The following is a 12,340-nucleotide window of genomic DNA, read 5'->3' on the forward strand; positions in this document are numbered from 1 at the left end:
TCATCTTTTTCATGACTTCTCTATTTTGTTATTCGCAAAATGCGGTCATTGATTCGCTTGAAAACGTCATTGAAAACTATAAAACTGAAGACACGACTTATGTCGATTTAAGAACGAAATTCGTTGCTAGAAAGATGTTTATAACACCTACAGATTCTACTTGGATGGATTATAATCTTAAAACTCTAGAGGTCTCCAAAAAGCTCAATTATGATAAGGGAATGATGCTTGCCCTAAATAGCATTGGGATTATTGAGCATTATTTTAAGTCTGACCCATTAAAAGCGTTAGATCATTATCAAGATGCTTATGCTATTATTGAAAAGAACCCAAAGCTCGAGAAGTATACCGTTGGAGTTCTTACCAATATTGGGCTTATACATTATGAGCAACAAGATTATGAAAAAGCATTGAAAAGTTATAAAACGCTCTTAAAATATCCTCAATACAAGACCAATACCTTTTTCAATATTGGAAATATTTACGGACACCAGAAAAAGGCAGACTCTTCTATTTATTATTATAAAGAAGCAATTATTAGTGCAGATACAATTCAACAAATTCTGCATATAGCAAATATTAAAAGTAATTTAGGATTGGTACAAACCAAGGCTGGATATACAGAGGAAGGCTTAGCAAATACTATTGAAAGCATAAATCTTGTTGAAAAACACAATTTTGATTTGCTCAAAGTATCTGCATTTGTTAATGCTGCAGAAGTTTATTTAAAAAACAACAATATTGAAAAAGCAGAATACTATGCGTCTCAAAGTTTAAATCAAGAAGGCTCTCCAAATAGTTTAGCGACCCAAAGTAGCGCTTTAGCAACACTTGCAAATGTTTACGAGAAAAAGGAAGATTATAAAAATGCCTTTATAAACTATAAGAAACATATTGTTCTAAATGATAGTTTAATTAATGCAGATCGAAAATTAGAGATTTCACGAAAGGAAATTCAATATAAAGCAGATAAGAATAATGCCATTGCAGAAGTTGAAATTGAACGTCAGAAATCTATTAAAAACGCTTCTATTATTGGAGGAGGCGGTATTGTTTTCGCCTCTCTAATAGGATTTTTCCTCTATAGAAGAAAGCAAGATGCTGTGTCTAAATCTAAAGAAGCAGAGTTTAATGCTAAGGTTTCAGATACTGAGCTTAAGGCTTTGCGCTCGCAAATAAATCCTCACTTTATCTTTAATTCGCTAAATTCTATTGGTGATTATATTCTGAAAAACGATACACAATCTGCAAGTGACTATTTGGGCAAGTTTGCCAAATTAATGCGAATGACTTTAGAAAATTCTGAACGTAAATCTATTCTACTTTCCGAAGATATTACACTTCTCAAAACCTATTTAGATATAGAACGTAAACGCTTTGAACACAAATTTGAATATGAGATAAACGTTGATGAGAATTTGGATGCAGATACTATTTTAATTCCGCCAATGATTCTTCAGCCCTTTTTAGAAAACAGTATTATTCATGGTCTATCAAAAACCGATAGTAAAGGTCATATCATCATCGCCTTTAAAGAACAAGGCAATATGGTAGTTTGTAGTGTTGAAGACAATGGTATTGGACGACAAAAAGCAATTTCTAGTGTGACTTCGGAAGATAAAAAATCTATGGGAATGGCTATTACCAAAAGTAGAATTGAAATTATAAACAAGCTAAAAAACACCAAAGGAAAAGTGACTATTATCGATAAAGATAAAGGTACACGTATAGAAGTCACTTTACCATTACAACTCGCTTATTAATATGATTAGAACGATACTTGTAGACGACGAGCAACATTGCATTACACGTTTAATGGATTTAATTAACAGACATCCGAAAACTTTTGATGTTTTGGTGACTTGCAATACAGTACCAGAAGCTATTGAAATGGTTACCAAATTAAAACCAGACTTGGTTTTTTTAGATATTAAAATTCACGACCAAACAGGTTTTGATTTTTTGAAAGCTCTTGACACCATTGATTTTAAAATTATTTTCACTACTGCTTTTGATAATTTTGCGATTAAAGCATTTAAATTTAGTGCGTTTGATTATTTATTAAAACCGATAGATGTAGATGATTTTAACGACTCTGTAGCACGCTTAAAAAGTGAGAGTCATCAAAAAACGATTGAAAATCAAATTCAAAATCTATTTAATAATTTAAAACCTGATCAGAGTAAAATTATTACGATTCCGTCACTAACAGGATTTGAAACTCTAAAAGTTGAAGCCATTATTCATTTGGAAGCAGATACGAGCTACACTCATATTTTTACAAAAGATAGTAAAGTGATGGTTTCAAAACCTATTAAATATTATGAAGATCTTTTAGGCACTACAGATTTTTTTAAAACTCACAAATCACATTTAATTAACCTAAAGCATGTCAAGAAATTCTATAAAGGCAAGCAAAGTTATGTGGTGATGTCTAATGATGCGAAAGTGCCAATTTCAGTAAGAAAAAAAGACGATTTTTTGAGACGGTTTGATTAGTTTACTCTTATCCAATATTGAGTACGGTAGAAAAAAGACACATAACCACGTAACTGCAAGCGGTCTGGATCATCTTCATCGAGCTTGATCCTGCAATCGTAAGTTTTACCGTTTTCGGGATTTGTGACGGTTCCGTTTTTGTAAACGTCACCAGATTTTTCTAAACCCTTGATGATGTCCAAACCTAAAATAGGTTTGTTTTCATCTTCTCCTTCGCAAAATTTACATGGCAAATCCCGTTTTGACTCATCAAAAATCTCTATGATTTTTCCGTAAACTTTACCATCCTCTTTATAAATCTCTACGATCGATTTTTCTTCTCCAGACTTATCGTCTACAGTTTTCCATTTTCCGAAGACAGTCTGGGAATTTAAATTGATCGAAACTAAAAGCGTAATTATTATCGTGAATTTATTCATTGTCATTTTTTCTTTTTAAACGTCTAATTGTGGCATTTAGTTCAAATCCCAATAATAATAAATTGGAGTTGAGCCATAGATAGAACAAAATAATCAATAATGCTCCAATTGACCCGTAAAGCTCGTTATATCTTCCGAAATTAGTAATATAAACTCCGAAAAGATACGAAAATATGATTATTAAAATTGTAGTTAATAATGCGCCCGCTGAAAAAAACTTAGAGTACTTACCTTCTTTTGTTCCGTAGTAATACAAGGTGGCGGTTGCCAAATAGAGCATAATTACAAAAAATACATACTTAGCAAAATTATACCAAAAGACTTCATTTGCCTGAGCTCCAAACCCTTGCCTATGATAAGCTTCCAGCAATTCCTGAACCACAAAAATTTGAAAATATCCAAGTACAATAACGGTTAGAATAAGGAGAAAAACCAATATAAGCGCAACTCCCAGGGCATAGAGATATTGTTTGACCACACTTCTAGTTAACTGTTGGTGATACGAACTTTCAAAACCAGAAAACAGCGCATTTACACCATTTGCCATCAATAAAAGTGACAAGAGAAAAACACCGGAAATCAATCCAGCATTCCCATCTGTCATGATATTTTGAAAGATATTATCAAAGAAAAACTCTGAGGTTTGAGGAGGTAATAGTGAATCTAGAAATCCTCTAAATTCGGTTTCAAAATTATCAATTGGGATATACGGTATAAGAATAATCACAAACAATAGAAACGGAAAAATCGCAGTAAAAAAGCTAAAAGCAATAGCACTTGCTCGTGATGTGACAGCGCCTTTGATGATTCCCTTTATATAAATCCTCAAAAAATCATACAACGTCAAACCCTCTAGAGCAGGGAGTTTAATGAATTTGAGCAATTTAAAAATCTGCTTAAAAACAGGAAGTCTCCAAAGCTTGTTTTCAATTTGATCTTCAATATTTTCTTCTTGAGGTTCTGTCACGTAGTGCTTTTTTTCTTCGGAAATTTTAAAAGGCTAGAGTAGACATCTAATCTACTGCTTTCAGGCTTAAATCCATATTATAAACCGAATGCGTTAATGCGCCAGAGGAAATAAAATCGACTCCGCACTCAGCATATTTTCTAACTGTTTTCTCGTTGATCCCTCCAGAGGATTCTGTTAAGCACTGGTTGCCAATTAATTTAACAGCAGTGCGTGTATCTTCATAATTAAAATTATCAATTAATATACGATAGACACCCTTGGCCTCAAGTATTTCTTTGATCTCTTCAATATTTCTTGCCTCAACAATGATTTTTAAATCACGATTGGTATCTTTTAAATACTGTTTGGTCTTGTTAATTGCTTTTGTGATTCCGCCAGAAAAATCAATATGGTTATCCTTGAGCATGATCATATCATACAGTGCAAACCTGTGGTTCTCTCCTCCTCCAATTTTTACTGCCCATTTTTCTAAAGCTCTAATGCCAGGTGTTGTTTTTCGGGTATCTAAAATCTTGGTTCCAGTACCTTCCAACAAATCAACAAATTGCTTTGTTTTGGTAGCTATAGCGCTCATGCGTTGCATAGCGTTGAGCACTAAACGCTCCGCTTTCAAAATAGATTGCGAAGCACCTTCAACATAAAACACGATATCTCCATATTTAACAGGACTGCCATCATTGATAAGTGTTTCTATCTTCATGTCTTTATCTACATATGCAAAAACCTGTTTTGCGAACTCAACGCCAGCAATAATCCCTTCATCCTTAACCAAGAGCTTTGCCTTCCCTTTTGCAGATGCTGGTATGCACGCCAAAGAGCTATGGTCACCGTCACCAACATCTTCTCTTATAGCATTAGAGATAATGAGTTCTATTTCTTTGTCGAACTGTTCTTTTGAAATCATACTTAAAATATTTAATGTAAAAATAGCAATTGCAACTTAAAAAAAATTGAATTTAAAGTCTCAAATTTCAAAAAGGCAAATAATTTAAATTTGCTAAATTTGATGACCAAATTGACAGGTTCTGTCCCCTCGAGCGTAGTCGAGAGGTTATTAAATTAGGTTTCGACTACGCTCGACCAGACAGCATAATGACAATAAAACTCCTTGCCATAGGCAAAACAGACAGCAAAGATTTACAATCACTCATTGAAGAGTACAAAAAACGACTGGGCTTTTATATAAATTTTGAGTTTGAAATCATACCAGATTTAAAAAAAACCAAAAACCTAAGCGAAGACCAGCAAAAACAAAAAGAGGGCGAACTCATTTTAAACAAACTCAACACAACAGATTTTTTAATTCTTTTGGATGAAAACGGAAAACAGTACGACTCAGTCGCTTTCTCTAACTATCTGCAAAAACACATGAATTCTGGGATAAAACAACTCGTTTTTGTGATTGGTGGACCTTACGGATTCTCACCTGAAATTTACCAAAAAGCAAATGGGAAAATATCATTGTCTAAAATGACATTCTCCCATCAAATGATTCGCTTATTTATGATTGAGCAGTTGTATCGAGGATTCACAATCTTAAGAAATGAACCCTATCACCATAGATAGCCAATTAATGTGTTTTATAAACTTCTTTGCGTTTTTTAAGTTGTCGCTCCAGGTCACTAATCGTTTCCCTTACCGCGACTTCATATTGTTTTTTATTGGAGGTCGCAAACAATCTTGGACCTGGCAAGCTCAATCTTATATTACAGATTTTATTATCTTCCGGTTCATTATTATCTTTCTTGAAAAAGACATCTGCACCAACTATAAATTCATATCTATTAAATAACTTACTTAATTTATCTTCGGTAAAAGCGCTTAATGTTTCGCTTACATCTACATCTACATATTGAAAATTTACACTCATAATAGTTCTGTTTTTTGGTTAATTTTGATATTTAAATTTACAAAAATCCAAACATACTAGACCTATCAAACTCTTAAAGTATTGGTAATTTTTTCTACGGAAAATTAAATTCATTGTATTTATTGTTCTGTAATTTCATCATAGGCTGGCCAATTCATATAAATCATAATCTAACTTCATCAAGTTTCTTAATTAAAAACACAATTTCCAGTTAAGATTGTATTTAGAATCATTCATTTTATGCTAAAAAATCTATCGATTTTAAAAGCAAGTATAATTATACTAAGGCTACGTAATTATACCCAATCTTTTAAAACAGTTAATCCTTCCTCCATAAAACAATTTGATTATCAGATATTTGAACTGTAATATTATAATGACGTAGCTACAATTCGTTCTCATATTATTAAGGTGTCATCCGAAAAACCAAACAACTTTTTTAAGTTAATAAACAGAGTAGGAAAAAAATTAAAAACATAATAAAATGGATAATCAAAATTTATTCGCTCAATCCTATAATCAGATTGTAAGCAATGTTTTAGGAGGTGATGGATCTAAATTTCAAATGTTAGCAAACCCTGTTGATTTTAATTGGCCAACCGCACCTACTGGTCAAATTTCACCAAATGCATTTGCTTTTATGAATATGGCACCCAACTATAAAGCTATTGGAACACTAGATTTCGGTGACTCTACCTTTTGGAGCAATTACCAACAAACCTTGCACACTTTAACTTTTAAGGTAAGTCCCGCTCAGCAACAAAACCTTAAGGACTTACAAAATTCAGTAATATCTGCAAACAACGATGTTTCAAAAATTACAACAAATGCAAAGTCTGCGTATAATACTGAATTAAGTAATAATGGTGCTGATGGCATGAAAGCATTCTATCCTCCAGGTGGAACTTTTGCCGACTATTTTAAGGCAACTCACTGGAAAAGCGATTTAGCAGAAGCTAATAGTACTGCGCAAAAATTAAACACTCAATATAACCAAATGGTTATAAATCTTACCACAGATCCTACACTTCAAAATATTTTAAAGATGATGGTAAGACCTACAGATCCTGTTTCAGGACCTGCTCCTTCTGACGGTGCTTGGGTAAAAGTACCAGACTCATCTGGCACACTACAATGGCAACCTAGTTTTACTATTACTGGAAACGGACAGCAATTACTCCAACAATTAACAACTGGTACAGCTGGAGGATTTTCAGTAACATTGGATGCTAGTAAGACAGATACAAATATGTCTAGCGCTTACGCTGGTGGTTCAGTGTCTGCTGGCGGATGGTTTTGGAGAGCAAAAGCATCTGGCGGATGGTCAAAAACCGATATTTCTAAATCCGACAACAGTGTGAAAGCCACGATAAGTGTAAAAGCATCTACGGTAATCCCTATTGATCCAGGACCATGGTACGATGGTGGTTTCATGAAAAAACTTGCTGCTAATGCAGATGGAAGTGGGTTTGGCTTTTTACCACCTTGGCAGGCTAAAGGTTCTGGATCTAATGTTGTTTTTGGAAACAACGGTATTTTAAGTGCTAGAGTTAGAGGTCTTGTTGTTGTTTTTGGAAAAAAAGTAGTTCTAGAAATGGACTCATCAACTTACCAAAGTGCAGCGTCTTCTTGGAATGCATCTACAAGTGTCAGCATAGGGCCTTTTACTTTTAGCGCTAATGCAGGAAGTTCTTCTTTTACAGAGCATACAACAGGAAATAGAACAACTCTTACTATTGAAGACACTTCTACAGATCCACAGATAATAGGAGTTAATTTAGCTTTTCCAGGAATGTAAACCAATGCTAATCAACAACCAATTATAAATTGACATAAGAACTTCTTTTGCTTACAATAAGTAAAAGAAGTTCTTTAATTATTTAAGTTTTACAACATATTTTATATTTAAACATTGCTTTCATGGATTTTAGTCAAGCCATTAAAAAATTAATAGATGATGAAACACCATCAATAAACAATCTATCCAGATCCATCCCTAGCAATGAAGATGCTACCACCATCCAAATTAAAAGCGAGGTAATTCAAACATTACCAATTCCTGAAATTTGGAATTGGGACACAAATCCTATGGGTTCAATAACTAAAGCACAATTTGAATTCTGTGATTCAATGCCCTCTAGTGCTTTACCAGGAGAATTTAATCCTAGCGGAAACAGTTTTTCAAATAATTATTCAGATTTTTTATCTCTACTCAATAAAGATACATTCATCCCTAAATCAATATTAATAAATTACATTGACGTCAATAAACCTCCTACTGAAGCAATTAGCAGTCCCTTACAACCTAAAGGTTGGACCAGAGTACCAAATGCTGCCCAAGTTTTAAGTTGGAAAGGACTATGGGGAGTTTCAATGAGTCCTTCGGATTGGCTTGGCAATATTGCTGCTAATAGTCAAAATGTACCTTTACACTTAGTTTTTGATAGCACATCTGCCAGTGTAGTTCTTTCAAATTCTGAAAACATCACGGTACCAAAAGACCAGATAGAAAAAGTAACTATTACCGCTAGTGTCTGGGGCAGAATAACCGTAAATCCAGGAGATTGGTTTGGAAGCACTGTAATATCTTTAGCTAAGGGAAACGAATCTGTTTTTTTGAAACCCTCTTTTCTTAATATTGCACTCGGTCCAAATGGCAGCATAAAGAGTAGAATTTCAGAATTTATAGTAGCCTATATGCCATCGGCTTCAATAACTATTAATTCAGAATTTGCCAGATCCAATAATATTATAGAAAACTCCATAAATAAATTAAGCATCGCAGGATTTAATTATAATAAATCAAGTAGCCATGAGATTCTTAAAGATATGAATGGCGCAAGTATTAATTTAGAAACTAACACCTGCAACACTCTACAACTCGCAGCAAGAACCTCAACTTCACACGAAAACAAGGCTTACATAATTGCTGTGATTTTAAAAGAATATTAGTGTATGTTGATTTTCGTTATTTTTTTAATTTCAGTAAATGTCATAAATAAATTATGGTTATTACTATTTTTGATTTAAGCAAATAATCAAAAATGAAACTCGTATTCGCAACCAATAATCTTAACAAAATAAAAGAGGTCCAATTACTTATTCCTGAGCATATCCAATTATTGAGTTTAAAAGATATTGGCTGTTTTGAGGATGTCCCTGAAACACAACTAACCATTGAAGGTAACGCCATACAAAAGGCAAAATACATTAAAGAAAATTACGGTTACGATTGCTTCGCAGATGATACAGGACTTGAGGTTGAATCCCTTAAAGGAGAACCAGGCGTTTTTAGTGCACGTTATGCTGGTGAACAACGAGACGCTAATAATAATATGGATTTACTGCTTAAGAATTTAGACGGAAATTTCAATAGAAATGCGCAATTCAAAACAGTAATTGCACTGCACTTAAATAATAATCTAGATACATTTACTGGCATTTGTGAAGGTGAAATCACCATAACAAAACAAGGAGAGAAAGGGTTTGGGTACGACCCAATTTTTAAAGCAAATGGTTACGATAAAACCTTTGCTGAAATCTCCCTAGAAGAGAAAAACAAAATAGGCCATCGAGGTAAAGCTGTGCGAATGTTGGTTAATTATTTGAATACATAATTTAAAGAATTAATATTGCTGGATTTTATAATCAGCAAAAAAACATTAAGACCTTTTAAGGAAATTGATAACAGGAACATATTAAGTACTTTTATCACTTTATTGATTAGCATAAGCGCAACTCTTATATGAAAAGACATCTTGTTAGACTTAGAAGAAGCAAAATTCACAAATTTTTTACCAGACATAAAAAATATGCTCCCGTCGTTTTTTTTATTGGTGGTTTTATTTTTGACACGCTAACACTGGGTCGCATTGATAGGTTATATGATTTGATTGTATTAAACCTACACATGATTTCTTTAACTATCGTTTTATATCTATATAATTTAGCAGATGATGGTAAATGGAAGAATACATTTTTGGAGCGTTATGAAATTTACTTCCCTCTAGCCATCCAGTTTTTCTTTGGTGGTCTTTCTAGTGCATTTGTGATTTATTTTTCTCGAAGTGTATCTCTATCAAAAACGATTTCCTTTTTTGTACTTCTCTTAGCATTGTTATTTGCAAATGAGTTTCTTAAAAAAAGAATCTCTAATAAATACCTTCAGTTTAGTGTGTACTTCTTTGTTAACTTCACGTTCTGCACGTTTATGATTCCTGTATTAACGAAAGAAATGAATACTACGGTATTTTTCATTTCGGGAATGGTGAGTTTATTTATAACTTTAATACTCGTTATTTTCATCTATCAATCCAGTCCAAGTACACGCTTAGAATTAAATCGATTTAAAATCATCAGCATTATAGTAACGATGTACGTTAGTTTTAATCTGTTTTATATTTTTAACCTTATTCCTCCTGTACCACTTGCGCTTGATAGTGGTATCGTGGCGCATAATGTTCAAAAAACAAATTCACGTTATCTGGTTACCTATGAAGCTGAAGAATGGTACATATTCTGGAGAAATCACAAACATAAATTCATGTTTAATCCAGGAGAAAAAGTATATGTATTTTCTTCAATATTTGCCCCAACAGATATTAAAAAAGGGATAGCTCATCGTTGGCAATGGTTTAATCCAGATACAGAAGAATGGGAAAAAACAGAAGATATTGATTTTGATATTACTGGCGGAAGAAATGAAGGCTATCGCGCATATACCTATAAATCAAATTTAAAATACGGGTTATGGAAGGTTGAAATAATCACCGAAGAAGAGCTTGTAATAGGTGTCGTTGATTTTGAGATTATTGCTAGCGACCCAAACCAAAAGCGAAAATTGGTAACCAGAAAGAAATAATTATAAATTTTGTTTTCCATTAACACAAAATTATCATGAACACGTTCAAAACAAAAAACATATTATTAGCCACAATAACAACCATGCTTTTTAGCTGTGCGCAAAGCGAATCTTCAAAAGTAAAGGAAACCTGCAACAGATTTATTAAAGGGAGAATAGATCTAAGAAGAAATGATTCTACACAAATCAAAGCAGTGACTGAAGACTCTCTTTATCGTCTACTCATGCTCCATCACAACTATGCTCAAATGTTGGACGCTCCAATTGTAAATGCAGATTTGAGAATGAGCGTGAAATCTGTAGAAATCACAGAAGATTGTGCAAGTTGCGAAATGTCATCAATAGAATATTACAAAATACACCTCTGCAAAGACGGTGAAGATTGGAAAGTACAGGGAGAAAATAGCATCTACCCAACAGCAGAAAGACTAGCAAAAGCCCGACAAAAAATCATAGATCACAAAAAGAAGCATGTCCAAAAACCAATTACAGACTCCATACTAAAAGCTGTAAACATATTTTTACCAACAGTAAAAGATTATTTTCTTACCGAAAATCAAGAACCTCTTAAAACCATTTGTGATGACGCTACCGTAAATTTCATCAAACAATTTTATGCTTATGCAAAAGAACGTACAGGATTAGAAGTACTCCATACCGAAATGAGCCAACCCAACTTTATGGTAGGAGATTACTTTAATGATAACGGACTCATAGAATTTCGATTCTACAATGAAGAAACCACTATCGTATTTACCAAAAACGACCAAAACGAAATGATGGTTTCTGGATTTAATGGTACTATGTCCAAAGACATAGATAGAATATATATGAAAGACCACTATCTAGAATTATTGCGTGCAATGAAGCTCACAAGACAACCAAGATACCGCAGTGAGGATTTAAAATAATATAAATAAGTTTTACAAAAAAAATCCAGCTATAGCTGGATTTTTTTATTGTAATATGTAAGCTCTAATTATTTCTTAATAACCGAGTTCATTGTTTTTGTAATAGCCTCAGTATACTTGGCATCTGCAGTCTCATCAACCATACCAATAAACATTAAGCAGGTTTCAGCATCAATCTCCATACAATATACCATATTGTTTAGCGTAGACCCCTCAGCCTCAGATGTGCCTTCCATAAACAACACCTTCACTCCATTTACAGTCTTTTCACCTCTGTCTGACACTTTAAATTGTGCAGAATCATCAGTATTCATTTTCTCTTTAGCCTTAGCATAAGTTTCAGGTACCATCATTGCCATAATCACAGCTTTTGGGTTTTCAGAAACGTAGGTATTTGTGCTCACAGCCATAAAAAGTGAATCATCAACATCCATTTCAATCTTTTGCCCCATAAGCTCCATCATACGAGCCATTTGTTTTTCGTCCATTTCTGGAGCCTCAGTGTCTTGAGCATGCATTTGTGCTCCCATTGTAAAGACTAAAAGAGCGATAAGTAATTTTTTCATAATATTTTTGTTTAGGTCGACAATTTAGCAAATCCCATTCATTTGAAATTTATATTGCCATTATTTTTTTTACTGAATATCAAAAAGCAGACCACTATTTTATTTGTAATATTTTCTTCGGAAATATCAACTCTCAAATAAAGCGCATCAATAAAACCCAATAATACACAAATTCACTTTATCAAAAAAATAGTCGAACTTCGTTTAACAACTGTTGAAAAAACATTAAAGCGTTTTTTTATTA

13 protein-coding genes are annotated in these 12,340 nt (G+C 33.3%); 8 read left to right on the top strand and 5 right to left on the bottom strand.

The window, feature by feature from the left end; all coding sequences use genetic code 11:
- The first annotated feature begins 11 nt into the window (after window positions 1-11).
- Window positions 12-1,763 carry a histidine kinase gene (locus GQ40_RS08470; protein WP_197052661.1) on the top strand — a complete coding sequence of 584 codons (1,752 nt, stop codon included), beginning with the start codon at window positions 12-14 and terminating at the stop codon, window positions 1,761-1,763.
- A 1-nt stretch (window position 1,764) separates the two neighbouring features.
- Window positions 1,765-2,499 (top strand): LytR/AlgR family response regulator transcription factor, encoded by a 735-nt coding sequence (locus GQ40_RS08475; protein WP_047547494.1) that lies wholly within the window; start codon window positions 1,765-1,767, stop codon window positions 2,497-2,499.
- On the opposite strand, the gene GQ40_RS08480 is transcribed toward GQ40_RS08475, so the two are convergent.
- From GQ40_RS08480 to nadC, 3 genes are read right to left on the bottom strand one after another with little or no spacing between them, the layout of a single operon-like run.
- Window positions 2,496-2,918: a DUF2147 domain-containing protein gene (locus GQ40_RS08480; RefSeq protein WP_047551733.1), complete on the bottom strand. Its 423-nt coding sequence runs from the start codon at window positions 2,916-2,918 to the stop codon at window positions 2,496-2,498. The genes GQ40_RS08475 and GQ40_RS08480 overlap by 4 nt on opposite strands.
- Window positions 2,911-3,885 carry a YihY/virulence factor BrkB family protein gene (locus GQ40_RS08485; RefSeq protein WP_316931468.1) on the bottom strand — a complete coding sequence of 325 codons (975 nt, stop codon included), beginning with the start codon at window positions 3,883-3,885 and terminating at the stop codon, window positions 2,911-2,913. Before GQ40_RS08485 ends, GQ40_RS08480 begins: the two co-directional genes overlap by 8 nt.
- Window positions 3,886-3,931: 46 nt before the next feature.
- Entirely contained in the window at window positions 3,932-4,792 is an 861-nt protein-coding gene (gene nadC / locus GQ40_RS08490) for a carboxylating nicotinate-nucleotide diphosphorylase (protein ID WP_047547495.1), read from the bottom strand.
- Window positions 4,793-4,980: 188 nt separating this feature from the next.
- Between nadC and rlmH the strand changes: the two genes are divergently transcribed.
- Window positions 4,981-5,454, top strand: coding sequence for a 23S rRNA (pseudouridine(1915)-N(3))-methyltransferase RlmH (gene rlmH, locus GQ40_RS08495; RefSeq protein WP_047547496.1), 474 nt, complete (start codon window positions 4,981-4,983; stop codon window positions 5,452-5,454).
- A 4-nt stretch (window positions 5,455-5,458) separates the two neighbouring features.
- Here rlmH and hpf read toward each other — a convergent pair whose 3' ends face one another.
- Window positions 5,459-5,758 carry a ribosome hibernation-promoting factor, HPF/YfiA family gene (hpf, locus tag GQ40_RS08500; protein ID WP_047547502.1) on the bottom strand — a complete coding sequence of 100 codons (300 nt, stop codon included), beginning with the start codon at window positions 5,756-5,758 and terminating at the stop codon, window positions 5,459-5,461.
- A gap of 484 nt (window positions 5,759-6,242) precedes the next feature.
- Between hpf and GQ40_RS08505 the strand changes: the two genes are divergently transcribed.
- The 5 genes from GQ40_RS08505 (at window position 6,243) to GQ40_RS08525 (ending at window position 11,530) form a co-directional block, all read left to right on the top strand.
- On the top strand, window positions 6,243-7,556 hold the full coding sequence (locus tag GQ40_RS08505; RefSeq protein ID WP_047547504.1) for a hypothetical protein: 1,314 nt from the start codon (window positions 6,243-6,245) through the stop codon (window positions 7,554-7,556).
- 122 nt (window positions 7,557-7,678) lie between these two features.
- Window positions 7,679-8,710, top strand: a complete 1,032-nt coding sequence (locus GQ40_RS08510) for a hypothetical protein (protein WP_047547510.1) — start codon at window positions 7,679-7,681, stop codon at window positions 8,708-8,710.
- 92 nt (window positions 8,711-8,802) lie between these two features.
- Window positions 8,803-9,375 carry a non-canonical purine NTP diphosphatase gene (locus GQ40_RS08515; RefSeq protein ID WP_047547513.1) on the top strand — a complete coding sequence of 191 codons (573 nt, stop codon included), beginning with the start codon at window positions 8,803-8,805 and terminating at the stop codon, window positions 9,373-9,375.
- Window positions 9,376-9,503: 128 nt separating this feature from the next.
- Window positions 9,504-10,619 (top strand): DUF2914 domain-containing protein, encoded by a 1,116-nt coding sequence (locus GQ40_RS08520; RefSeq protein WP_047547521.1) that lies wholly within the window; start codon window positions 9,504-9,506, stop codon window positions 10,617-10,619.
- 35 nt (window positions 10,620-10,654) lie between these two features.
- On the top strand, window positions 10,655-11,530 hold the full coding sequence (locus tag GQ40_RS08525; protein WP_047547523.1) for a hypothetical protein: 876 nt from the start codon (window positions 10,655-10,657) through the stop codon (window positions 11,528-11,530).
- Between the two features lie 68 nt (window positions 11,531-11,598).
- Here GQ40_RS08525 and GQ40_RS08530 read toward each other — a convergent pair whose 3' ends face one another.
- Window positions 11,599-12,096 carry a hypothetical protein gene (locus tag GQ40_RS08530; protein WP_047547525.1) on the bottom strand — a complete coding sequence of 166 codons (498 nt, stop codon included), beginning with the start codon at window positions 12,094-12,096 and terminating at the stop codon, window positions 11,599-11,601.
- Window positions 12,097-12,340 lie beyond the last annotated feature (244 nt).

Source organism: Psychroserpens sp. Hel_I_66 (genome assembly GCF_000799465.1).
Lineage (GTDB): Bacteria > Bacteroidota > Bacteroidia > Flavobacteriales > Flavobacteriaceae > Psychroserpens.